Source organism: Streptomyces liliiviolaceus (assembly GCF_018070025.1).
In the GTDB taxonomy this organism is placed as follows: Bacteria; Actinomycetota; Actinomycetes; order Streptomycetales; family Streptomycetaceae; genus Streptomyces; species Streptomyces liliiviolaceus.
The window spans coordinates 5710631-5737471 of sequence record NZ_JAGPYQ010000001.1; the positions used below are offsets into that span (position 1 = coordinate 5710631).

Sequence of the window (26841 nt, forward strand, 5' to 3'; positions counted from 1 at the left end):
GCGTTGACCAGGCAGGAATAAACACCGTGGATGCTTGTCATCCACACAATCTATTTCCCTGATCACGGGTGACGGGTCCAGATTGGTCGCACCGCGATCAGGAGGACATGTCCGTGAAACCCGAAGCCGCGTCCGCACCCTTCGCCGGACGTTTCGCCCTCGCCACTCTCTCGGTCCCCGGCGGGCCGCCCTTCCCCGCCCTCGTCACGGCGGACGCCCGGGTGCTCGACCTGAGAACCGCCTTCGGCGACGAGCGTCTGACCGTCCGCGCTCTTCTGGAGGACTGGGACACGGCGATGGAACGGCTGTCGGCGCTGGCCGACGAGGGTGGTCCGCCGAGCGGGCCGCTGGCGGACTTCCGGGTGCACGCCCCCGTGGAGCCGCGTCAGGTGTTCCAGTCCGGTGCCAACTACCGGCAGCACGTCATCGACCTGCATGTCGCGCACCGCGACCCGGCCGACGACCGGCCCGAGGAGGAGCGTCGCGCCGAGGCCGCCGGGATCATGGACCGCCGGGCGGCCGAGGACCTGCCGTACGTCTTCATCGGGCTGCCGAGCGCGATCACGGGCCCGTACGACGACGTCGTGCTGCCCTCCTGGGCCGAACAGCCCGACTGGGAGCTGGAGTTGGTGGCGGTGATCGGGCGGCCCGCCCATCAGGTGTCCGTGGAGGAGGCGCTGGACCATGTCGCCGGGTACACGATCGCCAACGACCTCACCGACCGGGCCACCGTCTTCCGCCGGGACATGCCGCAGATCGGCACCGACTGGCTGCGCAGCAAGAACGCCCCCGGCTTCACCCCGCTCGGCCCCTGGCTCGTGCCCGCCGGGTCCGTCGCGGACCCCGGCGACCTGCGCCTGGTGCTGAAGCTGAACGGCGAGATCATGCAGGACGAGTCCACCGAGGACATGCTCTTCGACGTCGCCCGAATGGTGTCCTACGCCTCCCGGACCGCCCGGCTCCTGCCCGGCGACCTGGTGCTGACCGGTTCCCCGGCGGGCAACGGCATGCACCACGGTCGGCTGCTGCGGGACGGTGACGTCATGGACGGTTCCATCACCGGTCTCGGTGCCCAGCGCACCCGCTGTGTGGCGGAGACGGCCCGGTGAACCCGGACCCCACCGACCCCGAGGGTGCCATCGCGCGGGCGGCCGAGGCGTACTCCAACTGGGGCCGTTGGGGCGCGGACGACGTGCTCGGCACACTGAACCATCTCGATGCGGCCAAGCGCCGCGAGGGTGCCGCGCTGGTGCGCAGGGGTGTCAGCTTCTCGCTCTCCCAGCGGTTCGACATGGACGGCCCGCAGAAGGGCTGGCGGCGGCGTACCAACCCGGTGCACACCATGCTGGACACCGGCACCGACGCCGCGCTCGGCAACCAGGGCTTCCCGCACGGCATCGGCGGCGCCGACGACGTGATCGCCATGCCGCTGCAGTGCTCCACCCAGTGGGACGGCCTCGGGCACATCTTCGACCACGGCAAGGCGTGGAACGGGCGTCCGGCCGAGCGGGTCGTCACCTCCGACGGCGATCTGGTGACCGGCATCGAACACATGGCGGCGCACGTCGCCGGACGGGGCGTACTCCTGGACGTCGGCCGCGCGATCGGCACGGACGGCGTCAGCGGCACGGAGGGCGTCGGCGCCGTGGACGGTGCGTTCGCGGCGGCCGGCGAGCTGCCCGACGGGTTCGCCGTCACCGAGGCCAACCTGGTCGCGACCGCCGAGGCCCAGGGGGTCGCGATCGGCCGCGGCGACATCGTGCTCGTACGCACCGGGCAGCTCGCCCGGGCCCGCCGCGACGGCTGGGGCGACTACGCCGGCGGCCCCGCGCCCGGCCTGTCCTTCACCACGGCAGCCTGGCTGCACGGCAGTGAGATCGCGGCGATCGCCACCGACACCTGGGGCTTCGAGGTACGGCCCAACGAGTTCGAGCACGCCTTCCAGCCGCTGCACCAGGTGGCCATCCCGCACATCGGCCTGCTGATCGGCGAGATGTGGGACCTGGACGCGCTCGCGCGGGACTGCGCGGCCGACGGCGTGTACGAGTTCTGGCTCACCGCCGCTCCCCTGCCCATCACCGGCGCGGTCGGCTCCCCCGTGAACCCGATCGCCGTCAAGTAGCCCGTCACGTAGCACGAAGCAGCCCGTCAAGTAGCACGTCATGCAGCGACAGGAACAAGGGAGTTCCCCATGAGCACACCCCGTACGGTCCTGGTGATCGGCGGTGGCGCGGCCGGCAGCGCCGTGACGGTCCTGCTGCGCCGCGCCGGCCTCGCGGTGGACCTGGTCGAGGCCAGGAGCGACTGGAACGCCACCGCCGGCTCCGGCATCACCCTCCAGGGCAACGCCCTGCGCGTGCTGCGCGAGTTGGGCGTCTGGGACGAGGTGGAGGCGTCCGGTTTCGGCTTCGGTTCGGTCGGCATCACCGCCCCCGACGGCACCGTGCTGCATGTGCAGGAGGACCTGCGGACCGGCGGCGACGGACTGCCCGCCACCGTCGGTATGCAGCGCCCCCGCCTCCAGCGGATCCTGATCGGGGCCGTGCGCGCCAGCGGTGCCTCGGTCCGCCTGGGCGCCACCGCCGAGATCCTTGACCAGGACGCGGACGGTGTCTCCGTCCTCATCGGCGCGGGCCCGGACGGCGGCTCCGGGGCGCGGGAGGACACCGAGAGGCGGTACGACCTGGTGATCGCCGCCGACGGCCTCGGCTCCGCGACCCGCGCCGCGATCGGCATCGCCGACAGACCCGAGCCGACCGGCATGGCCATCTGGCGGATCGCCGCCCCGCGCCCGGCCGGACTGACCCGCACCGACCTCGCCTACGGCGGTCCCGCCTACATCGCCGGTTACTGCCCCACCGGCGACAGCACCCTGTACGCCTATGTCGTCGAGGCCAACCGCGACCGCGCCTCGATACCGGCCGGGTCGCACGCCGACGAGATGCGGCGTCTGGCCCGCTCGTACGGCGGCTTCTGGCCGGAGATCACCGAGCACATCACCGACCCGGCACAGGTCAACTACACCTGGTTCGAGCGGCTGTTGGTCGAGGGTTCCTGGCATCGCGGCCGGGTCGTGCTGATCGGCGACGCGGCCCACTGCTGTCCGCCCACGCTCGCGCAGGGCGCCGCGCTGTCCCTGGAGGACGCGTGGGTGCTCGCCCAGTTGCTCACCGGGGCCGACCCGTGGGACGACGCGCTGTTCCAGGCGTACTACGAGCGGCGGATCGCCCGGGTGCGTCCGGTCGTGGAGGCCTCCGTACAGCTCGGGCAGTGGCAGCTGGACGGGGTCCGCGACGCCGATGTGCCCGGTCTGATGGCCCGCACGATGACCATGCTCCGGGAGCTGCCGTGACCGCACACGAGCAAGCGGCCGTTCCCACCGTCGACGTCCACGCCCACGTGCTGATCCCCGAGATCGAGGCGTTGGTGGAGGGGGCCCGGGGGCTCGCCGAGGCGCGAGGGCTGGACGCCCGCCGCAACGGTCCGGCCGCCCTCGCGGTGAGCGGGCCCATGGTGCGCGACCGTCTGCCCCGGCTGACCGACGCGGCCGTACGGCTGGCCGCCATGGACACCCAGGGCGTGGACGTCCAGCTGGTCAGTCCTTCCCCGTCGCACTACCACTACTGGGCGGACGAGGAGACGGCCGAGAAGGTGTACCGGACGGCCAACGAGGCGACGGCCGCGCACTGTTCGGCCGCTCCGGACCGGCTGCGCGGCCTCGGGCTCGCTCCCCTCCAGCACCCGGACCGGACGGTCGAAGCCCTCGACCACGCCCTCGCGCAGGGCCTGGCCGGGGTGGAGATCTCCAGCCACGCGCCCGGCCGGGAGCTGTCCGACCCGGCCTACGAACCCTTCTGGTCCCGGGCCGAGGAGAGCGGCGCGGTCGTCTTCCTGCATCCGTTCGGGTGCACGCTCGACGAGCGCCTGGACCGGTGGTACCTGTCCAACACCGTCGGCCAGCCCACCGAGAACGCCGTCGCCCTCTCGCACCTGATCTTCTCCGGCGTGCTGGACCGCCATCCCGGTCTCAAGGTGCTGGCGGCCCACGGCGGCGGCTATCTGCCCACCCATGTCGGCCGCTCCGACCACGCGTGGTCGACCCGTTCCGACGCCAATGCCGCATGTGCCCATCCGCCCAGCAGCTATCTGCGGCGCCTGTACTTCGACTCGCTCGTCCACGACCCTTACGCCCTGCGGGAGTTGGTGCGGGCCGCCGGCGCCGACCGAGTGCTGCTCGGCTCCGACTTCCCCTTCGACATGGGCACCGAGGACCCGGTCGGCGCCCTGCGCGCGGCCCGGCTCCCCGATGCCGACTTCGACGCCGTACGCGGCGGCAACGCGGCCGCCCTCCTGAGGAAGGACTGACACCATGAGCGCACGTCTGCTCACCCATCTGCGGCACGTCGACCTCGCCGTGCCCGACTACGACAAGCAGCTCGACTTCTACGCCGGCGTCTGGGGCCTGACCAAGGTCGCCGAGGACTCCGGCATCTCCTTCCTGGCCGCCGAGGGCTCCCCGGAGCAGTACGTCGTGCGGCTGCGCAGGGCCGAGGAGAAGCGCCTCGACCTCGTCTCCTACGGAGCCGCGAGCCCGGCGGACGTCGACACCCTCGCCGAGCAACTCCTGGCGGGTGACGTCCGGTTGATATCCAGGCCGGGCAAGGTCGACACCCCCGGCGGCGGCTACGGCTTCCGCTTCTTCGACGTCGACGGCCGCACCGTCGAGGTCTCCGCGGACGTGGCGGTACGCGAACACCGCAGGATCGAGGAGAAGGAGGCCATCCCGGTCAAGCTGTCGCACGTCGTCCTCAACTCCCCCGACCTCGACCGCACCCGGCAGTGGTACGAGCGCCACCTCGGCTTCGCCCTGTCCGACACGCTCTCCTCGCCGCACATGGGCGAGGTCATGCATTTCATGCGGATCAGCAGCCGGCACCATTCGATGGCGCTGGCCAAGGGCCCCCACACCGCCCTGCACCACGTCTCCTTCGAGATGCGCGGCCTCGACGAGTACATGCGCGGCTCGGGCCGTGTCATGCGCGCCGGCTTCAGGAAGATCTGGGGGCCGGGACGGCACCTGGCGGGCGACAACACGTTCACGTACTTCCTCGATCCGCACGGCAACACCGTCGAGTACACGACGGAGTTGGAGGAGCTGGACGAGGACACCTGGCATCCGCACGTCTACGACTTCTCGCAGCCCGAGGTCACCGACCAGTGGGGCACCGCCAACCCGATGAACGAGTTCGTCGCCAAGGAGTCCTTCAACGACCCCGACCGCGGTGTGTTCATCGCCCCACCGGTCTGATCCGCCCGGCCCGCCAGGAGACCCCGTATGCGCTTCGCCACGTACGTCCACCGCCACCGGACCCAGGTCGCCGTGGTGGCGGCGGACGACACCCCAGGGGACGACACCCCTGGGGACGACACCCTGTATCCCCTGCCCGCCGTCCGGTCCCTGACCGACCTGCTCGGCGCGACGGACGGTCTGCCCGGACTGCTGGAGGCGGGGGCCTCGGCTCTCGGCGGGCCGCCCGGACCGCACGTCTCCGAGGTACGGCTGCTGCCGCCTCTGCAGCCCGCGTCGGTACGGGACTTCGTCACGTTCGAGGAACACGTCGAGGGCGTACGCCGTGCCGTGGACGGTGCCTCCGGCGTGCCCGAGCAGTGGTACGCGGCGCCGACCTTCTACTTCTCCAACCCGCACGCGATCTACGGCCCCGGGCAGGACGTACCCGTACCGCCCGGGTCGGCCGCCCTGGACTTCGAACTCGAAGTGGCCGCCGTCATCGGGCGGGAGGGCCGGGACCTCACACCCGAGCGGGCCCGCGACCACATCGTCGGCTACACCGTCCTCAACGACTGGTCTGCCCGTGACCTGCAGTCCGCGGAGATGAGGGTCGGACTGGGTCCGTGCAAGGGCAAGGACACCGCGACCACGCTGGGCCCGTACCTCGTCACCGCCGACGAGTTGGAGCCGCACCGGGACGCCGACGGGTTCCTGCGGCTGGCGTTGACGGCCGAGGTCAACGGCCGGACGGTCGGCAGGGACCTGCTGTCCCATATGAGCTGGACCTTCGAGGAGATGACCGCGTACGCCTCCCGCGGCACCCGGGTCGTGCCGGGTGACGTCCTCGGCTCCGGCACCTGCGGCAACGGCGGCTGCCTGGCCGAACTGTGGGGCCTGCGCGGCGAGATGGACCCACCGCCACTGAAGCCCGGAGACACGGTCACCCTCACCGTCGAAGGCGTCGGCACGCTCACCAGCACCGTCGTCCCGGGGGTGGAGCCCGTTCCCCTGCCACCGGCCCGGCGGCGGCGCGTCTGAGGGGCGCGGGGGCTGTCCGGCCGACCGCGAATCCACCGTGGCCGGTCGCGCAGTTCCCCGCGCCCCTCAGAAGCGTCCCGCGTCAGCGCCGGTCAGGCCCGCCCACGGGCCAGCCGCCCCGCCAGCGGCGGAATGACGACGGCCGCGGCCACCACATGGGACACGGCCAGGACGATCTGCGTGGACGTGGCGGTGTGCGGGGCGACGGCCGGACCCGCCAGGGACAGCACGGTCAGCGCGACGGTGATCACCACGAAGGTGCGGGCGGGCCGCTCCGCCCAGCGGGCGAGAGCCATGGCCAGGACGACCCCGACGACCGACCAGAACAGCACTCCCCCGGCGAAGCCGCCGACCGGGATCTCGGCGGCCTCCGTCGCCCCGGGACCGGCCGCCTCCATCGGTACGCCGACGCCTCGGGCGACGAGGGCGAAGGCCTCGGTCACGACGGCGCCGGCGAACACCGCGAGGGCGCCGACCTGCCACACGGGACGCGTGCCGAGGGACTGTGCGACGGACTGGTTCCGGGACGCGGTGATGCTCATGGCAGGGTCTCCTGTCGGCAATTCCTGGGTGGTTGGCCTTACATGACGTAAGACCGGGGCCAGGCCAGGAACTGAGCGGTCACCGGGCACTTTTTTCAGGTCGGGCCGGGCCGCGGCCGGGTCCGACCCCGGGCTCAGGTCCCGGTCGCCGCCGCGGCGGCCCGCCCCGCCGCCCGCCCGGAGAACAGGCACCCGCCCAGGAACGTCCCCTCAAGGGACCGGTACCCGTGGACACCGCCCCCGCCGAACCCGGAGACCTCCCCGGCCGCGTACAGACCGGGCACCGGCGTGCCGGCCGCGTTCAGGACCCGGCCGGAGAGGTCGGTCTGGAGGCCGCCGAGGGTCTTGCGGGTCAGGACGTTGAGGCGAACGGCGATCAACGGCCCCGCACTTGAGTCCAGGATCTTGTGCGCCGCCGCCGTACGGCTGAGGCTGTCCCCGGGGTAGGACAGGGCGTTGCGGATGCCCATGACCTGGAGGTCCTTGGTGTACGGGTTGTCCATCTCCCGGTCGCGCGCCTCGATCTGGCGTTGCAGGTCCGCCAGGTCGATCAGTCCGTCGCCGGTCAGTTTGTTCATGCCGCGGACGAGTTCGGACAGGGTCGTGGCGACGATGAAGTCCACGCCGTTCTTCTTGAACTTCTCGATCGGCTCCGGTGTCTGCCAGATGCGCGAGAGCAGCTTCCAGATGTTCTTCTCGGTCAGGTCGGGGTTCTGTTCGGAGCCGGAGAGCGCGAACTCCTTGGCGATGATCTTCTGCGTGGTGACGAACCACGAGTAGTCGTATCCGGAGGCGGTGATCGACTTGAGGGTGTGGAGGGTGTCGTAGCCGGGCATGTCAGGGGCGCTGAACCGTTTGCCGGTGGCGTCGAACCACATGGACGACGGGCCCGGCAGGATGCGGATGCCGTGTCCGGGCCAGATGGGGTCGTAGTTCCTGAGGCCCTCGGTGTAGTGCCACATCCGGTCGGGGTTGACGATCCGGCCGCCCGCCTTCTCGGTGATCGCGAGCATCCGGCCGTCCACATGGGCGGGCACGCCGGTGATCATGTTCTTGGGCGGGGTGCCGAGCCGGGCCGGCCAGTTCTGCCGTACGAGGTCGTGGTTGGCGCCGATGCCGCCGGAGGTGACGATGACGACCGGGGCGCGCAGCTCGAACTCACCGACCACCGTGCGGGAACTGGGCTTGCCGCGGGCTGCGTCGCTCGGCTCCAGGACGGCGCCCCGGACGCCCGTGACGGCCCCGTTGGTCGTCACGAGCCCATCGACGCGGTGCCGGAACTTGAAGGTGACCTTCCCGTCGGCGACGGCCGCCCGCACCTTCTTCTCGAACGGTTCGACGACCGCGGGACCCGTGCCCCAGGTGACGTGGAAGCGCGGCACGGAGTTGCCGTGGCCGTCCGCGAGACCGCCGCCGCGCTCCGCCCAGCCGACGATCGGGAACCACTGCACGCCCAGGCCCGCGAGCCAGGAGCGCTTCTCCCCGGACGCGAAGTCCACGTACGCCTCGGCCCATTTGTAGGCCCAGTGGTCCTGGCCCGTCTTGTCGGTGATGCCGCGGTCGAAGCCGGCGGTGCCCAGCCAGTCCTGCCAGGCCAGTTCCTGGGAGTCCTTGATACCCATCAGCCGTTGTTCGTCGGAGTCGACGAAGAACAGGCCGCCGAAGGACCAGAACGCCTGACCGCCGAGATTGGTCGCCGGTTCCTGGTCGAGCAGCAGGACCCTACGGCCCGCCGCGGCCAGTTCCGCCGTGGCGACCAGGCCGGCCAGTCCGCCTCCGACGACGATCGCGTCCGCGTCCGAGGCGGCGGCCGAGGCCGCGAAGGCGGGCGCGGTCGCCTGTGCGAGGGCGGTGGCGGCGAGCGCGCCGCCCGCCGCCGTCAGGGCACGACGCCGAGTGATCGCGGCCGGGGCCGGTGAGTTCTCCATGGACTGCCTTCCGGAGGAGACGGAGGAGATGCGAGACGGGGTACGGGACGGGCCCGGGTTACGGGTTACGGGTTACGGGTTACGGGTTACGGGGGATGTTCCTGGGAGTGCCGCACTGTTACCGTCGGTAGCCCACAGGGAACCAGGTCGTCACAGCGATGTGGTAGTGGCCGGACACCAACGTGCGGACGGCTTCGTTGTGGCCCGGCGACAGCGCGCACGGGCGACGGACGGACGGTGGACGGGCCGCGGAAGGTTCGCGGACGGACCGCGGAGGGAGAATCGACGCATGGCTGTCGTCCACGAGCGCGAACCGGTCACCGAGATCCTGCGCACGATGGCCGTCGACGACGACGTGTGCGGCGAGCTCGTCCGCGCCGCCCGGGCCCACTCCCCCGAGGTCGCCCGGCTCACCGAGGCGGAGAGCCGCTCCCACGTCAGGGCCATGATCCGCGCCGCCGGCGAATGGTTCGCCACCTTCGACGGGGTCGAGCAACAGGACTTCACGGCCGCCCTGTTACTGGGGGCCGACCGGGCGGGCCAGGGTGTCGCGATGACCGCGGTGCTGCGCGGGGTCCAGGCCGGACTGGGCCGTGCGCTGGAGATCACCGTGGAGCGCTGCCGGGCGGCGGGAGTGCCGGACGGCACCCTGCTGAGCGTCGTCCTGCGCCTCAACGAGTACGGCGACGCGATCGAACGCCATGTGATCAACGGCTACCGGGCCGCCGAGCGGGCCACCCCGCACGAGAGCGCGGAGGTCCGCACGAACGTACTGCGCAGACTGCTCGTCGGCGGAGTGGTGCCGTCACCCCTGGAGATGGCGGGAGCCGGGATGCGTCCGGGCGGCGGACCGCACCACTGTGTCGTCGCGGACGCCGGCGACCCCGCGGCCGTACGCCTCCTCATGGACCGGCTCTCCGGTTTCGGCGCGGTGTCCGGCCTGATCGAGGGACGGCCGGCCGGTCTGTGCCGACGGATGCCCGGGATCGGGGAAACGGGAACATCGGCCCTGGTCGTGGTCTCACCGGCCGCTCCCCTGGAGGAGATCCGCCCGCTGTACCGGCTCTGCGTCCGGGCCGTGGACATCGGTGTACGGCAGGGGCGTCAGGGCCTGTACGAGCTGACCGACTTCGCCGCCGAGATCGCCCTCGACGACCAACCGCTCCTGGGCGCGCACCTGAGCGAACGACTCCTGGGCGCCCTCGACGAGTCGGACGCCTTCCACCGCCAACTCGCCGTCACCGCGCTGACGTTCCTCGACAGCGGCCGCCGTCTCGACCAGAGCGCGACGGCCCTGTTCACCCACCCCGACACCGTCCGCTACCGGCTCGGCCGCCTCCAGCAGATCACCGGGCACCCATTGACCGACCTGGCCTCCGGGCCCCTGGCCGAACCGCTGAGCACCCTGCACTGGTGGTGGGCCCTGACGACCTGGCTGCGACAGGACCCGTAGCCCCTGTAACCGTCGCGGTCAGCCGCCGGGTCCGGGCCCGCGGTCCCCCTTGCGGTCGCGGCGGGACAGCAGGCGCTGGGCGCGGGTCAGACCGTTCGGGAGGTTCCTGCGCAGTGCGGCGCGGGCGGCGTTGGAGCCGGGAGCGCCGTGCACCCCGCCTCCCGGATGCGCGGAGGCCGATGCCAGGTACAGGCCCTTGACCGGCGTCTCCGGGCGCCCGGTGCCCGGGACGGGCCGGAACACGAGCTGCTGGTGCAGGGCCGTGGTGCCGCCGTTGATGGCACCCCCGTGCAGATTGGCGTCGAGGGCCTGGAGGGTGGGCGGTGCCAGCACGCGCCGGGCCCGGATCAGGGAACGGAACCCGGGAGCGAAGCGCTCGACCTGCCGCTCGACCCGGTCGGCCATCAGCTCCCGCTCCGTGGTGTCCCAGCTCCCGGTCAGTCCGTCGTCACCCGCGTCGCCCTTGATGCGGTGCGGGACATGGGTGTACGCCCAGGCCGACTCGGTGCCCTGGGGCGACCGGGTGGGGTCGGCGGTCGTCATCTGTCCGAACAGCGAGAACGGCCGGTCCGGTACCTGTCCCATGGCGACCTGTGCCGCGAACCGGGTCAGCTCGTCGACGCCGTCCGCCAGATGCACGGTTCCCGCGCCGACGGCCCCGGGGGCCTGCCACGGCACGGAGCCGTCGAGCGCCCAGTCGACCTTGAAGGTGGCGAAGTCCCACTGGAACCGGCGCAGATCGGCCGACACCTGGGGCGGGAGGTCGGCGCTGTCCACCAACTCGCCGTACAGCGCGGGGGCGGAGACGTCCGCGAGTACGGCCCGGGCGGCGGACACCGTCTCGCCGCCGGCCGTGCGCACCGCCACGGCCCTGCCCTCCCGGACGACGACGCGGTTCACGCGCTCCCCGCACCGGAGGACCCCGCCGCGTTCCTCCAGCCGCCGGGTCAGCGCCCCGATCAGGGCGCCCGCACCGCCGACGGGCACGGGGAACCCGTACGTCTGGCCCAGCATCGACATCAGCCAGCCGAAGCCGCCGCTTCCCGCGGCCTCGGGGGCGAGGTCGGCGTGCAGTGCGTTGCCCGCCAGCAGCAGTCTGCCGCCCTCGCCGTGGAACTCCTCCTCGCCGAGCCGCCGTACCGGCAGCACCATCGACCGGGCCAGGCGCAGCCCGCCGGCGGTCCGCAGGCGCAGGGCAAGCCGGGCGCCCGCGCGTACCGGCGGGAAGGGGGTGAACAGCGCCTCCAGCAGGTCGGGGCGCAGCCGCTCCCAGACCCGGTGCAGTTCGCGCCAGGCGTCGCCGTCGCCGTCGGCGAAGACGTCCAGGGACGCGGCGGTGTCGTCGAGGTCGCGTCCGAGCACGGCGTAGCGGCCGTCGGACAGCGGGTGGGCCAGTACGCGGGGCGCATGGCTCCACCGCAGCCCGTAGCGCTCCAGACCGAGTCCGGACAGGACCGGGGAGGCCGCGGCGAGAGGGTAGAACGAGCTGAAGAGGTCGCTCGTGAAGTCCGGGTCGACGCCGTTGTCGTGCCGTACGGCGCCCCCGGGCTCATCCTGTTCCTCCAGGACTTCGACGCTCCAGCCCTCGTCGGCCAGGAGGTTCGCGGCGACGAGCCCGTTCGGGCCCGCCCCGATGACTACCGCGTCCGGCATGGCCGCCTCCCGTCCCGCCGCCGTCTCGCACGGCCGACGTCTCTCATGCCGGCCTCGGCTCCGCTCGGGCGGGCCGCGACCCGCTCTTCCCGTCCTCCTCGCACACCTCGGCCAGCCGCTTGAGCATGGCCCGGTGCCGCACCTGGATGAGACCCTCCACGGCCACGTTGTGCAGGGTGCCACCGGCGCCCTGCAGCGGATGCTCGTCGATGATCACCAGCGTGTACTCGCCCCAGGGCCGCAGTTCGATGGCGATCCGGGCCGTGCCGAGCGGGCCCGCGATCGCCTCCAGCTCCAGCTCGCGCTCCTCGACGCACGCCCGTACGACCGACTCGTTGCGCAGGGTCCACAGCCCCACCCGCACCTCGTAGCCGATCGCGGAATGCACCTGCGGCCACCAACCGCGCACGGGGTACGAGGACGCCGTCCCCACGACCCAGTCCGCGTACCGGGTGCCGTCGGCCAGGACGGACCACACCTCGCGCGGGCTCTTCTTGATGAGCCTGTGGCGTACGGCCATCTCTGCCTCCCTCGTGTCGCACCCGGCGGTAGCGGAGTGATCGCTGCCGGGTCCCCCGGCATCCAGAGTTCAACCGACCGGCGACCTGCCGCTGCCGGGGCTGCCGATGCCGCCTGGACTGCCTGGGCTACCTGGGCCGTCGGCCCGGCCGCCCGCGCCGAGCAGGCCGGTGGGCAGGAACGGCTCCCGGGCCGCCAGCCGGGGCAGCGCCCGGCGTGACACCCGCAGCACGATCGGCGGCAGCGCGACCCGGCCCAGCTGGGCGGCGAGCAGCCAGCCGGGCACGTACACCGCGGTGCGGCGGCGCTCGACGGCCCGCGCCAGCCGGGCGGCGACGTGCTCCGCCGGGTAGACGCGGCGGGCCGGGCGCGGCATGTGGCCGCGCAGTTCGCGCAGCACGGCGTGCCGGTCGGCGTCGCGGATCATGTCGGTGTCGGTCCAGTTGAGATAGGCGATGCCCACCGCGACACCCTGGTGCGCGACCTCGGCCCGCAGGGAGTGGGCGAAGGCCTCCACACCCGCCTTGGACGCGCAGTAGGCGCTCATCATGGGCGACGCGCCGATCGAGGCCAGTGAGGCGACCTGGAGGTAGTAGCCCGCCGTGTCCACCAGGTCCGGCAGGAAGGCGCGTGCGGTGATCGCGCTGCCGGTGAGGTTGACGTCGATCACCCGGCGCCAGGACGCCGCGTCCGACTCGGCGAGGGGGCCGCCCTCGGCGATGCCCGCGTTGGCGATCACCACGGAGGGCTTGCCGAGGGTCGCGCGTACGCCTCGGGCCGCGTCGGCCATACCGGCGTCGTCGGTGATGTCGACCTCCCAGCCGGCCGCCGGGGTGGGCAGTTCGGCCGCCAGAGCCTCCAGGGCCGGTTTCTCGTGGCCCAGGAGGGCGAGGTGGGCGCCCCGGTGGGCCAGGTCCCGTGCCAGGGCGGCGCCGAGGCCGCGGGCGGCGCCGGTCACCACCACCGTGCGGCCGCGCAGCGGGTCGTGTTTCACGGGGCTCCCTTCGTGGCGGGCTTGTCCTGATACAGGTGGGGTCGCCCGTTTCCATCGGACCACGAGTCGGTGGGTACCGCCCGCCGCGGGTCGTTCGTCGGCTGCGGACCCGTCGTGGCTGGTCGCGCAGTTCCCCGCGCCCCTCAGGGGCGGCCTGCGTCGCAGTGTCGCGGCCCTGGGGCGGCATCAGAGAACTCAGGGGCCCCGTCAGAGTCATTGACGTGCATCGTGGGGGACTCTAATTTCTGATCGATCTCCCGAACCGCGTTCGAAATACCGACCCACGGCGTCCGCCGGGGCCCTTCGTCACGCCCGCACCCGTTTGGAGACCACGATGAGCGCACGACCCCAGCCGTCCCGGCGCCTCCTGCTCGGCATGGCCGCCGCCACTCCGCTGGCCGCGTCCGGCGTACTGACTCTCGGCGCCGGCACCGCCCACGCGGCGGACTCGGCGTACGTGATGTGCTACTTCACCGAGTCGACCAGCCTCGGCCTCGGGACCGACTACGGGCTGCATCTCGCCGTCAGCACCGACTCGCTCAACTGGACACCGCTCAACCAGAACAACCCCCTGGTCACCCCCACGGCGGGCGCCCTCGGCCTGCGCGACCCGTTCCTCATGCGCAAGCAGGACGGCACCTTCGTCGTCATCGCCACCGACCTCAAGGGCACCGACTGGAGCTACAACAGCCAGTACATCCATGTCTGGGACTCCGCCGACCTGCGCAGCTTCACCGGATACCGCCGGCTCAAGCTGCACGACATGACCACGCACAGCTGGGCACCCGAGGCGTTCTGGGACGCCGGCCGGGGTCAGTACGCGGTCATCTACTCCTCGGTCAATTCCAGCGGCCACAACGTCATCATGGTGAACTACACCAGTGACTTCGTGACCGCGTCGGCTCCGCAGGTGTTCTTCGATCCCGGGTACGACGTCATCGACGGTGACATGGCCGTCGGCGTCAGCGGCTACAACTACCTCTTCTTCAAGAAGAACCAGACGCTGGTGGCGGCGCGGTCCACCTCCCTCAACCCGGGCAGCTTCACCGAGTTCAGCGCGGGCGTCGCGCACGGCGGCACCGAGGCCCCGACGGTGTTCAAGTCGCTGACCAGCAGCAACTGGTTTCTCTGGGGTGACACCTACACACCCAACGGGGTCTTCTACGCCTGGCAGTCCGGCAACCTGGCCTCCGGCACCTGGACCGCGCTCGACCAGAGGACCTACACCCAGCCGGTCAACTCCAAGCACTGCGGCATAGCGACGATCACCACGACCGAGTACAACAACCTGCTCACCCGGTGGGGCGCCCCGGCCTGGAACCGGCTGAAGTCGTACAACTACCCGGACCGTTACGTCCGCCACGCCAACTACGCCGCCCGCATCGACACCTACCCCTTCGACCTGTACACCGACTCCCAGTGGAAGCTCGTCCCGGGCCTGGCCGACAGCTCCGGGGTCTCCTTCCAGTCGGTGAACTACCCGACCCGCTATCTGCGGCACTACAACTACGCGCTCCAACTCGACGTCAACGACGGGACGTCGGCGTTCGCGGGCGACGCGACCTTCTACCGTACGGCGGGCCTCGCCGACTCCTCCTGGGCGTCGTTCCGCTCGTACAACAACCCCACCCGCTACATCCGGCACTCGAACTACGTGCTGCGCATCGATCCGGTGTCCACGGCCACGGAGCAGCAGGACGCGACGTTCCGCGTCGGGTACTGACCTCCGGCGGCCCGCGCACCGCTCGCGTACGGCCCGACGATGATCGCCTATCTTGGCGCGTATGCAGTCATACACGATCGGTCAGGCGGCGCGTCTGCTCGGGGTGAGCCCGGACACCGCGCGGCGCTGGGCGGACGCGGGCCGGATGGTCACGCACCGGGACGAGGGCGGGCGGCGCCTCATCGACGGCAAGGACCTGGCCGCCTTCTCCGTCGAGCTCGCCAAGGGCGACGGTGAGGAGGACACCTCGTACACCTCCGTCCGTAATGCCTTTCCCGGCATCGTCACGGCGGTGAAGCTCGGTGACGTGGCCGCCCAGGTGGAGATCCAGGCCGGGCCGCACCGGCTGGTGTCGCTGCTGACGCGGGAGGCCGTGGAGGAGCTGGGCCTTGAGGTCGGGGTGGAGGCCACCGCCCGGGTCAAGTCGACGAACGTACATATCGACCGGACCTGAGAGCGGCTCGTGGGCCGCGGGGGTGGCCTCCACCGGTCATGCCCGGTCCGAGGGGTCGGTCACGTGGTGACCGAGTACGAGTGGGCGCCCGTGCCCGCCAGTGCGCCCGCGTCCACGATCAGGTACTCGTCGCGGATCGGGCGGCCCGCGAGCCAGGACTCCAGGATCTCGCGGGTGCCCGCCGCGTAGCGGGCCTGCGCGGAAAGGGAGGAGCCGGAGATGTGCGGGGTCATGCCGTGGTGCGGCATGGTGCGCCAGGGGTGGTCGGCGGGGGCGGGCTGCGGGTACCAGACGTCGCCCGCGTAGCCCGCGAGCCGGCCGCTGTGCAGGGCGCGGTCGACGGCGTCACGGTCGGCGATCTTCGCCCGTGCCGTGTTGACGAGGTACGCGCCGCGCTTCATCCGGCCGAGCAGCTCGTCGCCGAAGAGGCCTTCGGTCTCCGGGTGCAGCGGCGCGTTGATGGTGACGACGTCGCAGTGCGGGACCATGTCGGCCGCGCTCTCGTGGAAGGTCAGCCCCAGTTCGCGTTCGACCGCCTCGGGCAGCCGGTGGCGGTCGGTGTAGTGCAGTTTCACGTCGAAGGGCGCGAGACGGCGCAGGACGGCCAGGCCGATGCGTCCGGCGGCGACCGTGCCGACCTGCATGCCCTCCAGGTCGTAGGAGCGGGCCACGCAGTCCGCGATGTTCCAGCCGCCGTCGAGCACGACCTGATGGGACGGCAGGTAGTTGCGCACCAGGGACAGCGTCATCATCACCACGTGCTCGGCGACACTGATGCTGTTGGAGTACGTGACCTCGGCGACCGTCACCCCGTGGGCGACCGCCGCGTCCAGGTCGACGTGGTCGGAGCCGATGCCGGCCGTGATGGCGAGCTTGAGGTTCCGGGCGGCGGCGATGCGCTCCGGGGTCAGGTAGGCCGGCCAGAACGGCTGGGAGATCACCACGTCCGCGTCGGGCAGCTCCCGGTCGAAGACCGACCCGGCGCCCTCCTTGTCGGAGGTGACGACGAGGGTGTGCCCCGCCTTCTCCAGGAAGGTGCGCAGGCCCAGCTCGCCGGAGACGCTGCCGAGGAGGTGACCCGGCGTGAAGTCGACGGCCTCGGGAGTGGGCGTGGTCTGCCCGCCGGGGTACCGGTCGATCGCGGGGAGGTCGTCACGGGCGTACGTGGTCGGGTATCCGTCGGTCGGGTCGTCGTACAGCACACAGAGCACCTTGGCCATGATCACGGCTCCTCAACTGCGTTGACTGCGGGTGCAGTTCACGATCCATGCAGCTGATTGCCCTGGTCAAAGCGATTCTCGCTATGTCCGTATAGCCGACGGCTATCACTGGTCGTGACCGTCGAGGTACGTCCGCAGCAGTACGTCCAGCGCCTCCCGTACGCCGGCCCGGCGCGCCTCCGCCAGCAGGGCCCCGGCGAGTACGGACGGCGGGTCGTCGGGGCCGGTCACCAGGCCCACCCGCGGCCCGTGCGCCGGCCCGTCCAGCGGGACCACCCGCATGCCGTCCGGTACGCCGAACATGTGCAGCCAGGCGTGCGAGATCACGCTCGACCAGCGACCGCCGGGGAGGTGCGCGTAGAGGCCGGCGACGCTGTCCGACTCGATCGCGGGGGCGGCGGTGGCCCCGTCGGCGGCGAAGCACTCGTCGATGATGCGGCGGTTGCGCATACGGGAGTTGAGCAGGCACAGCGGGAGCGCGGCGGCGGCCGACCAGCTCGCCGTCGCAGCGCTCCCGAGCGGTCCTGCGACCGGGGTCAGCAGCACGTACCGCTCCTCGTACAGCGGAAGCCGCCGCACCCCGCGCAAGGAGTCGTCGTCGAGGTAGGTCATGGCCGCGTCCAGCTCGAACTCGGCGAGACCGTGGGTGATGTCGACCGAGGACAGCGACTCGATGCTCACCCGGGCCCGGGGGTGGCGGTCGCAGAACGGGGTGGTCAGGAGGGAGGCGGCGGGCAGTGCGGTGGGGACCACGCCCAGGCGCAGGGTGCCGGACAGTCCGTCGCCCAGGGCGGACAGCTCCTGGCGGAGGGCGTCGCCCTCGGCGAGGATGCGGTGCGCCCAGGCCAGCACCACCTCGCCCTCCGGGGTGAGGCCCTCGTAGCGCCGGCCGCGTCGCACGATCGGCACCTTCAGTTCGTGTTCGAGACGGCGGATCGCCGCGGACAGCGAGGGCTGGGAGACATGGCAGGCGGCCGCCGCGCGGACGAAGTGACGCTCCCGGGCGAGGGCGACCAGGTATTCGAGCTGGCGCAGTTGCACGCGTGACCTCCCAGGGGCGCCGGGCCCCCGCTCTCCGGACCTCGGCACGGAGACATGGGCGTCGGCCGGTGCGGGTCAGTCCGTACGGCGCACGGCCCGTGCCAGGAAATGGTGGGCCGCGTCCTCGTAACAGTCCAGGTCCCAGCCCGCCGTGTGCAGCGCCGGGCTCAGATTCTCCTCGGCCAGCGGGTCGTCGGGGTCCAGGGCGCGGCCGTGGCGGGCGGCCCGTTCGGCGCGGCCGGAGGGGTGGAAGAGCAGCAGGACACCGTCGGGGGCGGTCACCCGGGCCCATTCGCGCAGGGCGGTCGCGGGATCGGGGACGTGGTCGACGAGGCCCGCGCTGAAGATGCCGTCCAACGACCGGGCGGGCAGCGGGAGTCGGCACGCGTCGGCCAGCAGAAGCCCGGTGCGACCCTTCCCTGCGGCCGCCGTGAGCATCGCCGGGGTGAGGTCCGCGCCGAGCACGACTCCCTCGGCGCCCACCTCGGCGCGCAGGGCGGGGAGGGCACGGCCGCTGCCGCAGCCCACGTCCAGCACCCGCTGTCCGGGGCGCAGCCGCATGCGCGAGACGGCCGCGGTGTAGCGGGGGCCGTCGACGGCGAAGCGCTCCTCCCACGCGGCCGCCCGGGGGGTGAAGAAGGCGCGGGTCGTGGTCGCCGTCGCCCGGGACGCGGCCAGGGTGGCGAAGCGTTCGAAGACGGTGTCCCGGTGCGGGGCCAGTGCCGCCAGTTCGGCGGGAGCGGCGTCCTGGAGGTCGGGGGCGGTGGCCGCCTCTCCGGGGAAGGCCGTCGCGAAGGCGTCGACCGCCTCCTTGTCCACCTCCAGGTGGAACTGCGTCCCCCAGGCCGAGCGGCCGATCCGGAAGGCCTGGACGGGGTAGCGGTCGCAGGACGCCAGCAGGGTCGCGCCGGCCGGGAGGTCCATGGTGTCGTCGTGCCAGTGCAGGACGCGCAGGCGCTCGGGCACTTCGGCGAACAGCGGATCTCCGGCCGCGGCCGGAGCCGTCCGTACCTCGCCCCAGCCGATCTGCCGGCTCGCGCCGGGACGGGCCGTGCCGCCCGCCGCCACGGCCAGCAGCTGCGCGCCGAGACATACGCCGAGCACGGGCACTTCCGCGTCCAGCGCGGCCCGCAGCAGGGCCAGTTCGGCCGCGCGGGTCGGAAAGGCCGGGGAGTCGTCGTACGCGGCCATGGGGCCACCCATGACGACCAGCGCGGCCAGTCCCGCGGGTGACTCGGGTACCGGGTCCCCGGCCCAGGTCCGGCACACGTGCACCGGCAGTCCCGCCGCGGCGAGCGCGGTGCCGAGGGCGTACGGGCACTCGTGGGGCAGGTGCTGGACGACCAGGACGCCTGTCGGTTCGATCCAGCTCACAGAAGGTAGCCACCGTCCACGCGGATCACGCTGATGCCGCTGATGTGCCGGGCGCCGCAGCGGTCCTGAGGCAGCACCAGCTGCGGTCCCGGGCCGTCGAGCGGGCTGTCGTCGATGGTGGCCGCGAGCAGGACGGGGGCGCGGCCGAAGTCGGGGTCGATCTCCGCCCAGGACAGCAGGGCGTGGTGGCCGTCCCGGCCGGACACCGCGATCAGGAAGCGCAGGCGTTCCTTGCGGCGGGCGGGGTCGAAGCCGGGGCCGGCCGCCGTCAGTACGTCGTGCAGCAGGGGTCCGGTGAACCGGTGCCGCTGGATGCCGCTGGTCGCGCACTCGAAGCTGACCTCGGTCTCGTGCTGCGGCCAGGCGAGCAGGTCGGACACCGTCAGCCGGGCCGGACGGGTCAGATCACCGGTGAGGGCGAGCTCCGCCACCGGGCCGGCTGCCGTACCGGCGACTGCGAGGGACTGACTCACGGGCTACCACCTCCCGGATGACCGTACCCGGACGCACGCCCCGTGCAAACGCACATGCCAGCCCACCTGATCCCTGATCCTGCTGGTGCAAAGCGACAAGAGACTTTGACCTTGCATTTGCGGCAGTATCATCTACGCGTGCACACCTGCTGTTCCCGGGCAGCCCCGGCGCTCTGACGTGCGGGCCGGTGGGGGCTGGCCGCGCCGTTCCCCGCGCCCCTGAGGGGCTGCGCCCCAGGGCAGAAGCTGGGGCGCGGCCCCGCTTTCGAGGGGCGCGGGGAACGGCGCGAACGGTCCGTCAGGACCACAGATGGCAGAAGGTCCGTCAGGACCACAGATGATGGTGTCCGTGAGGACCAGAGGGAGTGGACCAGTAATGACCCGTACCGCGCGCCGGACCCGTAGGACCCGTCGGACCCTTCAGGTGGCCGGTGCAGGCGCCGCCGCCCTGCTGGCGCTGAGCGCCTGCTCGTCGTCCGACGACGACGCGTCCGACTCCTCGTCGGCGAAGTCGGACGCGTCGGCGTCCGCCTCCTCGGCGGACAAGCTGTCCGGCACGGTGACCGTGTTCGCCGCCGCCTCCCTCAAGGAGAGCTTCACGACGCTGGGCGAGCAGTTCGAGAAGGAGCACCCGGGCACGAAGGTCACCTTCAGCTTCGGGGGCAGCGACTCGCTGGCCGCGAGCATCACGGGCGGCGCCCCGGCGGACGTGTTCGCGTCCGCCAGCCCCAAGACCATGAAGATCGTCACCGACGCCGGGGACGCGTCGGGCACGCCCGCCACCTTCGTGCGCAACGAGCTGGAGATCGCCACCCTGCCGGGCAACCCCGACAAGATCGCCTCCCTGAAGGACCTCACCAAGTCGGACCTGAAGGTCGTGCTGTGCGACAAGGAGGTGCCCTGCGGCGCCGCCGCCGAGAAGGCCCTGGACGCCAGCAAGCTGAAGCTCACCCCCGTCTCGTACGAGCAGGACGTCAAGGCGGCGCTGACGAAGGTCGAGCTAAAGGAGGCCGACGCGGCGGTCGTCTACAAGACCGATGTACACGCGGCGGGTGACAAGGTGGAGGGCGTGGAGTTCCCCGAGTCCGACGACGCCATCAACGACTATCCGATCGTCCCCCTCAAGGACGCGCAGAACACCGCGGGCGCCGAGGCGTTCATCGCGCTGGTGCAGTCCGCCGAGGGCCAGAAGGTCCTGACCGAGGCCGGGTTCCTCAAGCCGTGACCTTCCCCGTCGACAAGTCCGGCGCCGCGGCCGACACCCTCCGGGGCGGGCCGCGGCGCCGGCGCGTCCGGACGGGCGAGGGCACCGGTGGCCGGGGCGTGCCCCTGCCGCTGCTGGTGCCCGCGCTGATCGGTCTGGCGTTCCTGATCGTCCCTCTGATCGCCCTGCTCGTGCGTGCCCCCTGGCGGAGTCTGCCGGACCTGCTGACCAGCGCCGAGGTGTGGCAGGCGCTCCGGCTGTCCCTGGTCTGCGCCACGGCGGCGACCGCGGTGAGCCTGGTCATCGGCGTGCCGCTGGCCTGGCTGCTGGCCCGTGTCGAGTTCCCCGGCCGCGGCCTCGTACGGGCTCTGGTCACGCTGCCGCTCGTACTGCCGCCGGTCGTCGGCGGTGTGGCCCTGCTGATGGCGCTCGGCCGCAACGGCATCGTCGGGAAGTGGCTGGACACCTCGTTCGGGATCACGCTCCCCTTCACCACCACGGGGGTCGTCATCGCCGAGGCGTTCGTCGCCATGCCGTTCCTCGTGATCAGCGTCGAGGGCACCCTCCGCGCCGCCGACCCGCGCTTCGAGGAGGCCGCCGCCACGCTCGGCGCCTCCCGCTTCACCGCGTTCCGCCGGGTCACGCTCCCGTTGATCGCGCCCGGTATCGCGGCGGGCGCGGTCCTGGCATGGGCACGGGCGCTCGGCGAGTTCGGCGCGACGATCACCTTCGCGGGCAACTTCCCGGGCCGCACGCAGACCATGCCGCTGTCCGTGTATCTGGCCCTGCAGAGCGACCCGGAGGCCGCCATCGCCCTCAGTCTGGTCCTGCTGGCCGTGTCCGTCGCGGTGCTGGCGGGCCTGCGCGACCGTTGGATGACAGCAGGATGACCGAGCCCCGTTACGCCTCCGACGCCGCCGATGCCACCCCCGACGTACGCGCCGACATCTCCGACGCGGGTCTCGACGCGGGTCTCGACGCGCATCTCGTCGTCGAGCGCGGCACCTTCCGTCTCGATGTGGCGCTGCGCGTCGCGCCCGGCGAGGTCGTCGCCCTGCTCGGCCCGAACGGCGCCGGCAAGACCACCGCACTGCGTGCCCTGGCCGGTCTGACACCACTGACCGGCGGCCGGCTGCGACTGGACGGCACGGCGCTGGAGCGTACGCCGCCGGAGTCCCGCCCGGTCGGCGTCGTCTTCCAGGACTATCTTCTCTTCCCCCACCTGACCGCCCTGGACAACGTGGCCTTCGGACCGCGCTGCCAGGGCGCGAGCAAAGCGGAAGCGCGTGCGCAGGCCGCGCAGTGGCTGGGCCGCCTGGGGCTCGCGGACCACACCGGCGCCAAGCCGCGCCGGCTCTCCGGCGGTCAGGCCCAGCGGGTCGCCCTGGCCCGCGCGCTCGCCACCCACCCCCGGCTGCTCCTGCTCGACGAGCCACTGGCCGCCCTGGACGCCCGGACACGGCTGGAGGTACGGGCCCAGCTGCGCCGCCATCTCGCCGAGTTCGAGGCGGTCGCCGTGCTGGTCACGCACGATCCGCTGGACGCGATGGTGCTGGCCGACCGGCTGGTCGTGGTCGAGGACGGCCGGGTCGTCCAGGAGGGCGCACCGGCCGACATCGCCCGCCGTCCCCGTACGGACTACATCGCCCAGCTGGTCGGTCTGAACCTCTACCGGGGCGAGGCCGACGGGCACGCGGTCCAACTCGACGCGGGTCCCTCCATCACCACCACGGAGGCCCTGCGCGGCTCGGTCTTCGTGGCGTTCCCGCCCAGCTCGGTCACCCTCCACCGCGACCGCCCCACCGGGGTCAGCGCCCGTAACCTCTGGGCCTGCGAGGTCGCGGGCCTTGAGACCCACGGCGACCAGATCCGCGCCGACCTCACCGGCGAACTGCCTCTCGCCGCGGACCTGACCACGGCCGCCGCCGCCGAACTCGATCTGCACCCGGGCGCGGCGGTCTGGGCGTCGGTGAAGGCCACGCAGACGCACGCGTATCCGGTCTGAGGGGTTTGCGCGGACCGCCTCCCGCGTCGGGCGGCCCTGCACGGGCCGCCTCCCGGCATCTGGCGGCTCGTGCGGGCCGCTCGGTGCGGCCGGTCGGTGCGGCCGGTCGACTGGGTCTCTCGGCACGTCCGGTCGACGGGGCCGGTCGACGGGGGAGCCTGAACCGTCACCCGGTCAGGCCCGGCTACGGTGACCCCAGCAGCACCCAAAGCCGACAAACCACCCCTTCCCCTGTGAGGCGTTCCGTCATGAGCCTGAGCATCCGCAACCAGATCCCCGGCACCGTCACCTCCGTCTCGGCAGGTGAGGCGATGGCGACGGTCAAGGTCCGCCTCGACGGCGGCCAGGTCCTCACCGCGGCCATCACGCTGGAGTCCGTCAAGGACCTCGGCCTCGCCGAGGGTTCCGCCGTCCGCGCGCTGGTGAAGGCGACGGAGGTCGCGGTGGCCACCGGCCCGGTGGAGGGCCTGTCCATCCGCAACCAGCTGCCCGGCACGGTCACCGACGTCACCACCGGCGGCGCCATGGCCTCCGTCAGGATCACGGTCGACGGGGGCGAACTGACCGCGGCGATCACCAAGGACGCCGTCACCGACCTGGGTCTGGCGACCGGCTCCTCCGTGGTCGCCCTGATGAAGTCGACCGAGGTCTCCCTCGCGACGGCGTGAGAGACCACACCCCGGGGACTGCTCCCTCGGAACCCGCGTCATGATCGCGTCATGAGTGCGGGGGCGCACGTCAAGCATCCGTCAGGAGGGCGGCCCGGCCCCCGGTCGGCGGGCATAGCTTCGCTGGAGCGCCCGGCCGATCCGGCCGCGCGCCGCACATCGCCTTCTGCGAGGAGCAGCTTGATGTCTGCGATCGACCACTGCGAGGACCCCGAGCCCTCCGAACGCGTCCCGGCCGGACTTCTCTTCGTCCCCGTCCGGTCGGGGCCCGCGGGCTGCACGGCCCGATTCTTCCGCACTCCCCTGGGCGGCCGTACGGCCGTCGGATTCACCTCGGCGGCGCGGCTGGCCGCCACGCTGGGCACGGAGCAGGCCTGCATCAGGCTCTCCGAACCGGCGCTGCGCGCGCTCGCCGCGCCGCTGGGCGTCACCGCCCTCACGGTCGACCCGCAGCTCTCCGCTCCCCCGGTCACGGCCGCGACCTCCCCCGCCAATGCCGACACGGGCTCCGACGCCCGCGAGGAGAGGCGCTCGTGGCACGGCAGGCGCCCGCTGCACACCCGTGCGCTGCGCGTGACCGGCGCCGCCGCCGTCGTCTCGTACCTGAACCTGCTGATCGGCTGAGGAGGCGCCCGCCATGACCGTTTCCGTTCACTCGTCCCTCCCGTCCTCCCTGCCCGCGGATTCGGGTGCCCTGTCCCGGCTCCTCGGCGACAGCGGCAACAGCAGCGACAGCAGCGACAGCAAGACCGACGGGCTGTCCGTCTGGCCCCGTTCGGCGCGCCCCGAGGCTGGCGGGGACGTCTCCGTGGGCGGGGTCTCCCTCACCGAGGCCGCCGACCGCTTCGGCACCCCCGTGTACGTGCTCGACGAACAGGAGGTCCGGGAACGCTGCCGTGCCTATCGCGCGGCGTTCCCGGAGGCCGACGTCGTGTACGCGGCCAAGGCGTTCCTGTGCCGTGCGATGGCGCACTGGGTGCGGGAGGAGGGGCTGGGCCTGGACGTCTGCTCCGCCGGAGAACTGGCGCTCGCCGTCACCACGGGCTTCCCGCCGGGGAAGATCGTGCTGCACGGCAACGCCAAGAGCCCCGACGACCTGCGCACCGCGCTGCGGCTCGGGGTCGGGGTCATCGTCGTGGACAGCGCCTCGGAGATCGCCAGACTGGCCGCGATCACGCCCGCGGACACCCGCCAGCAGGTCATGGTGCGGGTCGTGCCGGGGATCGCGGCCGGCGGGCACGCCAAGGTGCGCACCGGCACGGACGACCAGAAGTTCGGCCTGTCCCTCACGGACGGTTCGGCGCAGCACGCGGTGGCGCGGATACTCGACCAGCCGCACCTGGAACTCGTCGGCCTGCACTGCCACATCGGCTCGCAGATCGGCTCCGTGAAACCGTATGTGGCCGCCGTACGGCGACTGATCGGGCTGCTGGCCCGCATCCGCGACCAGCACGGTGTCGTCCTGCCCCGGCTGAACATCGGCGGCGGGCACGCCATCGCCTACCGGCCCGGCGAGGCGAGCCTCGACGTGGATGCGCTCGCCGACCGCGTGCGCGCCGAGTTGGCGGACGGCTGCGCCCGGGCCCGGCTGCCCGTCCCGCGGCTCATGCTGGAACCGGGCAGGGCGATCGCCGGACCCGCCGGGGTCGCGATCTATCACGTGCTGGCGGTCAAGCGCACCGGCGAGCACACGTTCGTCGCCGTCGACGGCGGCATGAGCGACAACCCGAGACCCGCGCTGTACGGGGTCCGGTACGCGCCCCGGCTGATCGGACGCCACTCGTCGGCACCGCCCCGCACGGTCACGGTCGTGGGCCGGCACTGCGAAGCGGGTGACGTCCTCGCGGACGAGGTGCAACTCCCGGGTGACGTACGCCCGGGCGACCTTCTCGCCGTCCCGGCGGCCGGCGCGTACCACCTGTCCATGGCGTCCGGCTACAACCTGGTGGGCCGTCCCCCGGTCGTCGCGGTGTCGGGCGGGATCGCACGCGTACTGGTACGCCGCGAGTCGCTGGACGACATGAGCCGCCGCGACGTGGGTCTGTAGCACCCGGCACCCCGGCCCGCCGCCGGAACCCCCGGCGGCGGGCCGGCGTCCGCACACACGCGCGCGACGCATTGACTCGCGGGTTCCGCCCCTGAAGGCAGCGCCCCCACGAGCCCGTACGGACTCAACGGCCCCCACCCACACCCCCTAGGGGCGCGGGGAACTGCGCGCCCAGCCACAACCGGCCGGCAGCCGACGAACAAGCAGTCCCCCCACCCCCTAAGGGGCGCGGGGAACGGCGCACGTATGGACCCGTACCGAGTCGTGCGGGTCGTTCGGAGACGAGCCGACGTCGTGGGCAGCCGCGCCTACGGCGCGGAGCCCCACTCATGCGGTCGCCCGCCCCGCCATTCCACCCAGCCGGGGTTGTCCAGCAGCTCGGCCGGTGAAGACAGCCCGGCGGCCTCAAGGAACGCGATCAGATCGTGGTCGGAGTGGGCAAGCCCCAGGATCTCGGCCCGGCCGCCCCGGTGCACGCTCACGCGTCGCCCGCCGCTCGCGGCGAGCCGGTGCACGACGATCAGTGCGCGTTCCACGGGATCCAGGGTGTCTCTCCCCCTCAGGTCGACGCCGCCCGGTCCGGGTGCCCTCGTCGCTGGTCACAGCAAGGCAGGACGGGCGGCGGGAACGGTCAGCGGGCCCGGGGTGCCCCCCGTCGCCGCTGGGCCGGCGGGGGCGAAGGCGGCGAGAAGGTGTCCTCGTCCTCGTCCAGCGGCGGCAGCTCGATGGTGTACTGCGGCTGGAGGAACAGACCGTGGTGCTGAGGCACGGCGGACGAGGCCGGCGCGTCCTGAACGGGACGTGCAGGGTCGCGATGCGAAGAGGCAGGCATCCAAAACCATCCGGAGTCGGGAGTCGCGCGGATCAGAGGCGGAGCTGTCGACCGATGAGCATCGGCACCTGTCCTACCTCGCGCGCTACTGCCCATTAGATCCTATCGGCGCCCGGAGAACGAAAGGGCGCGGTGCGCGAACTGACGTGGATGCATGATCCGCCTCTCGGGGGGACCGCTCGCGGCGCGGACCGCGCTTCGCCCAAGGCTCCTGCGGACCACCCGCAGGAGCTGCCTTCAGAGCCGTATTTCAGCAGGTCAAGGCCGCTTTTCCGGTCGACCGGCGCCGGCGGGTCCGACCGGCCGGAGCGAGTGGTGATCCACCGCGGGTGGCCGCCGGACCGGCCGGGAACCCGGTCATTTCGCACCGGGTCGCGCGCCGC

Annotated in this window: 26 protein-coding genes; 15 read left to right on the forward strand and 11 right to left on the reverse strand. The window is 72.3% G+C overall.

Annotation, left to right across the window (positions count from 1 at the left end; genetic code table 11):
- Positions 1-107 precede the first annotated feature (107 nt).
- From J8N05_RS24860 to J8N05_RS24885, 6 genes are all read left to right on the forward strand, one after another.
- Complete coding sequence (locus J8N05_RS24860) at positions 108-1109, forward strand: fumarylacetoacetate hydrolase family protein (protein ID WP_210886148.1); 1002 nt, start codon at positions 108-110, stop codon at positions 1107-1109.
- Entirely contained in the window at positions 1106-2122 is a 1017-nt protein-coding gene (locus J8N05_RS24865; protein WP_210886150.1) for a cyclase family protein, read from the forward strand. Before J8N05_RS24860 ends, J8N05_RS24865 begins: the two co-directional genes overlap by 4 nt.
- Positions 2123-2191: 69 nt before the next feature.
- Positions 2192-3352, forward strand: coding sequence for an FAD-dependent oxidoreductase (locus tag J8N05_RS24870; RefSeq protein ID WP_210886152.1), 1161 nt, complete (start codon positions 2192-2194; stop codon positions 3350-3352).
- The gene (locus J8N05_RS24875) at positions 3349-4365 is read left to right on the forward strand and encodes an amidohydrolase family protein (RefSeq protein WP_210886156.1); all 1017 of its coding nucleotides are present in this window, start codon (positions 3349-3351) and stop codon (positions 4363-4365) included. Before J8N05_RS24870 ends, J8N05_RS24875 begins: the two co-directional genes overlap by 4 nt.
- A gap of 4 nt (positions 4366-4369) precedes the next feature.
- Positions 4370-5308 carry a VOC family protein gene (locus J8N05_RS24880; protein WP_210886159.1) on the forward strand — a complete coding sequence of 313 codons (939 nt, stop codon included), beginning with the start codon at positions 4370-4372 and terminating at the stop codon, positions 5306-5308.
- Between the two features lie 27 nt (positions 5309-5335).
- Complete coding sequence (locus J8N05_RS24885; RefSeq protein ID WP_210886162.1) at positions 5336-6328, forward strand: fumarylacetoacetate hydrolase family protein; 993 nt, start codon at positions 5336-5338, stop codon at positions 6326-6328.
- A gap of 92 nt (positions 6329-6420) precedes the next feature.
- Here J8N05_RS24885 and J8N05_RS24890 read toward each other — a convergent pair whose 3' ends face one another.
- Together J8N05_RS24890 and J8N05_RS24895 are read right to left on the reverse strand one after the other, a co-directional pair.
- On the reverse strand, positions 6421-6870 hold the full coding sequence (locus J8N05_RS24890; RefSeq protein ID WP_210886164.1) for a DUF6069 family protein: 450 nt from the start codon (positions 6868-6870) through the stop codon (positions 6421-6423).
- 134 nt (positions 6871-7004) lie between these two features.
- Positions 7005-8798 (reverse strand): FAD-binding dehydrogenase, encoded by a 1794-nt coding sequence (locus J8N05_RS24895; protein ID WP_210886167.1) that lies wholly within the window; start codon positions 8796-8798, stop codon positions 7005-7007.
- Between the two features lie 289 nt (positions 8799-9087).
- On the opposite strand from J8N05_RS24895, the gene J8N05_RS24900 reads away from it, so the two are divergent.
- Entirely contained in the window at positions 9088-10251 is a 1164-nt protein-coding gene (locus J8N05_RS24900) for a helix-turn-helix domain-containing protein (RefSeq protein WP_210886169.1), read from the forward strand.
- Positions 10252-10269: 18 nt separating this feature from the next.
- On the opposite strand, the gene J8N05_RS24905 is transcribed toward J8N05_RS24900, so the two are convergent.
- The 3 genes from J8N05_RS24905 to J8N05_RS24915 form a co-directional block, all read right to left on the reverse strand.
- Complete coding sequence (locus J8N05_RS24905; protein WP_210886171.1) at positions 10270-11904, reverse strand: phytoene desaturase family protein; 1635 nt, start codon at positions 11902-11904, stop codon at positions 10270-10272.
- 43 nt (positions 11905-11947) lie between these two features.
- A complete protein-coding gene (locus J8N05_RS24910) occupies positions 11948-12424 on the reverse strand; it encodes an SRPBCC family protein (RefSeq protein WP_210886173.1) in 477 nt (158 codons plus the stop codon).
- 69 nt (positions 12425-12493) lie between these two features.
- Positions 12494-13417, reverse strand: a complete 924-nt coding sequence (locus J8N05_RS24915; RefSeq protein ID WP_210886175.1) for an SDR family oxidoreductase — start codon at positions 13415-13417, stop codon at positions 12494-12496.
- Positions 13418-13751: 334 nt separating this feature from the next.
- Here J8N05_RS24915 and J8N05_RS24920 point away from each other — a divergent pair, with 334 nt between their 5' ends.
- Together J8N05_RS24920 and J8N05_RS24925 are read left to right on the forward strand one after the other, a co-directional pair.
- A complete protein-coding gene (locus tag J8N05_RS24920; RefSeq protein WP_210886177.1) occupies positions 13752-15140 on the forward strand; it encodes a glycoside hydrolase family 43 protein in 1389 nt (462 codons plus the stop codon).
- Between the two features lie 61 nt (positions 15141-15201).
- Complete coding sequence (locus J8N05_RS24925; protein WP_210886180.1) at positions 15202-15594, forward strand: TOBE domain-containing protein; 393 nt, start codon at positions 15202-15204, stop codon at positions 15592-15594.
- A gap of 59 nt (positions 15595-15653) precedes the next feature.
- Here the strand turns inward: J8N05_RS24925 and J8N05_RS24930 are convergent, their stop codons facing one another.
- The 4 genes from J8N05_RS24930 to J8N05_RS24945 all read right to left on the reverse strand — a co-directional run bounded on the left by J8N05_RS24930 (position 15654) and on the right by J8N05_RS24945 (position 19702).
- A complete protein-coding gene (locus J8N05_RS24930; protein ID WP_210886182.1) occupies positions 15654-16814 on the reverse strand; it encodes an NAD-dependent formate dehydrogenase in 1161 nt (386 codons plus the stop codon).
- Between the two features lie 105 nt (positions 16815-16919).
- The gene (locus J8N05_RS24935) at positions 16920-17855 is read right to left on the reverse strand and encodes a LysR family transcriptional regulator (protein WP_210886185.1); all 936 of its coding nucleotides are present in this window, start codon (positions 17853-17855) and stop codon (positions 16920-16922) included.
- A gap of 75 nt (positions 17856-17930) precedes the next feature.
- The gene (locus tag J8N05_RS24940) at positions 17931-19229 is read right to left on the reverse strand and encodes a methyltransferase domain-containing protein (RefSeq protein ID WP_247706465.1); all 1299 of its coding nucleotides are present in this window, start codon (positions 19227-19229) and stop codon (positions 17931-17933) included.
- On the reverse strand, positions 19226-19702 hold the full coding sequence (locus J8N05_RS24945) for a molybdopterin-dependent oxidoreductase (RefSeq protein ID WP_210886188.1): 477 nt from the start codon (positions 19700-19702) through the stop codon (positions 19226-19228). Before J8N05_RS24945 ends, J8N05_RS24940 begins: the two co-directional genes overlap by 4 nt.
- Before the next feature lie 376 nt (positions 19703-20078).
- Here J8N05_RS24945 and modA point away from each other — a divergent pair, with 376 nt between their 5' ends.
- The 6 genes from modA to lysA all read left to right on the forward strand — a co-directional run bounded on the left by modA (position 20079) and on the right by lysA (position 25626).
- Positions 20079-20927 carry a molybdate ABC transporter substrate-binding protein gene (gene modA, locus J8N05_RS24950; RefSeq protein WP_210886191.1) on the forward strand — a complete coding sequence of 283 codons (849 nt, stop codon included), beginning with the start codon at positions 20079-20081 and terminating at the stop codon, positions 20925-20927.
- Positions 20924-21796 (forward strand): molybdate ABC transporter permease subunit, encoded by an 873-nt coding sequence (gene modB / locus J8N05_RS24955; RefSeq protein ID WP_210886194.1) that lies wholly within the window; start codon positions 20924-20926, stop codon positions 21794-21796. The genes modA and modB overlap by 4 nt, the downstream gene beginning before the upstream one ends.
- Positions 21793-22911 carry an ABC transporter ATP-binding protein gene (locus J8N05_RS24960; RefSeq protein WP_247706466.1) on the forward strand — a complete coding sequence of 373 codons (1119 nt, stop codon included), beginning with the start codon at positions 21793-21795 and terminating at the stop codon, positions 22909-22911. The genes modB and J8N05_RS24960 overlap by 4 nt, the downstream gene beginning before the upstream one ends.
- 248 nt (positions 22912-23159) lie before the next feature.
- The gene (locus J8N05_RS24965; RefSeq protein ID WP_210886197.1) at positions 23160-23579 is read left to right on the forward strand and encodes a TOBE domain-containing protein; all 420 of its coding nucleotides are present in this window, start codon (positions 23160-23162) and stop codon (positions 23577-23579) included.
- A gap of 183 nt (positions 23580-23762) precedes the next feature.
- On the forward strand, positions 23763-24203 hold the full coding sequence (locus J8N05_RS24970) for an SAV_915 family protein (RefSeq protein ID WP_210886200.1): 441 nt from the start codon (positions 23763-23765) through the stop codon (positions 24201-24203).
- A 13-nt stretch (positions 24204-24216) separates the two neighbouring features.
- Entirely contained in the window at positions 24217-25626 is a 1410-nt protein-coding gene (gene lysA, locus J8N05_RS24975; protein ID WP_210886203.1) for a diaminopimelate decarboxylase, read from the forward strand.
- Between the two features lie 308 nt (positions 25627-25934).
- Here lysA and J8N05_RS24980 read toward each other — a convergent pair whose 3' ends face one another.
- Both J8N05_RS24980 and J8N05_RS24985 read right to left on the reverse strand, forming a co-directional pair.
- The gene (locus J8N05_RS24980) at positions 25935-26162 is read right to left on the reverse strand and encodes a hypothetical protein (RefSeq protein ID WP_210886205.1); all 228 of its coding nucleotides are present in this window, start codon (positions 26160-26162) and stop codon (positions 25935-25937) included.
- Between the two features lie 95 nt (positions 26163-26257).
- Complete coding sequence (locus tag J8N05_RS24985; protein WP_210886207.1) at positions 26258-26395, reverse strand: hypothetical protein; 138 nt, start codon at positions 26393-26395, stop codon at positions 26258-26260.
- Positions 26396-26841: the final 446 nt, after the last annotated feature.

Bases quoted from the DNA above. Each gene is read 5' to 3' on its own strand.
- J8N05_RS24860 (WP_210886148.1), top strand. From the start codon at position 108: ATGTCCGTGAAACCCGAAGCCGCGTCCGCACCCTTCGCCGGACGTTTC.
- J8N05_RS24870 (WP_210886152.1), top strand. From the start codon at position 2,192: ATGAGCACACCCCGTACGGTCCTGGTGATCGGCGGTGGCGCGGCCGGC.
- J8N05_RS24880 (WP_210886159.1), top strand. From the start codon at position 4,370: ATGAGCGCACGTCTGCTCACCCATCTGCGGCACGTCGACCTCGCCGTG.
- J8N05_RS24885 (WP_210886162.1), top strand. From the start codon at position 5,336: ATGCGCTTCGCCACGTACGTCCACCGCCACCGGACCCAGGTCGCCGTG.
- J8N05_RS24890 (WP_210886164.1), bottom strand. From the start codon at position 6,870: ATGAGCATCACCGCGTCCCGGAACCAGTCCGTCGCACAGTCCCTCGGC.
- J8N05_RS24895 (WP_210886167.1), bottom strand. From the start codon at position 8,798: ATGGAGAACTCACCGGCCCCGGCCGCGATCACTCGGCGTCGTGCCCTG.
- J8N05_RS24900 (WP_210886169.1), top strand. From the start codon at position 9,088: ATGGCTGTCGTCCACGAGCGCGAACCGGTCACCGAGATCCTGCGCACG.
- J8N05_RS24905 (WP_210886171.1), bottom strand. From the start codon at position 11,904: ATGCCGGACGCGGTAGTCATCGGGGCGGGCCCGAACGGGCTCGTCGCC.
- J8N05_RS24910 (WP_210886173.1), bottom strand. From the start codon at position 12,424: ATGGCCGTACGCCACAGGCTCATCAAGAAGAGCCCGCGCGAGGTGTGG.
- J8N05_RS24920 (WP_210886177.1), top strand. From the start codon at position 13,752: ATGAGCGCACGACCCCAGCCGTCCCGGCGCCTCCTGCTCGGCATGGCC.
- J8N05_RS24925 (WP_210886180.1), top strand. From the start codon at position 15,202: ATGCAGTCATACACGATCGGTCAGGCGGCGCGTCTGCTCGGGGTGAGC.
- J8N05_RS24930 (WP_210886182.1), bottom strand. From the start codon at position 16,814: ATGGCCAAGGTGCTCTGTGTGCTGTACGACGACCCGACCGACGGATAC.
- modA (WP_210886191.1), top strand. From the start codon at position 20,079: ATGACCCGTACCGCGCGCCGGACCCGTAGGACCCGTCGGACCCTTCAG.
- J8N05_RS24960 (WP_247706466.1), top strand. From the start codon at position 21,793: ATGACCGAGCCCCGTTACGCCTCCGACGCCGCCGATGCCACCCCCGAC.
- J8N05_RS24965 (WP_210886197.1), top strand. From the start codon at position 23,160: ATGAGCCTGAGCATCCGCAACCAGATCCCCGGCACCGTCACCTCCGTC.
- J8N05_RS24970 (WP_210886200.1), top strand. From the start codon at position 23,763: ATGTCTGCGATCGACCACTGCGAGGACCCCGAGCCCTCCGAACGCGTC.
- lysA (WP_210886203.1), top strand. From the start codon at position 24,217: ATGACCGTTTCCGTTCACTCGTCCCTCCCGTCCTCCCTGCCCGCGGAT.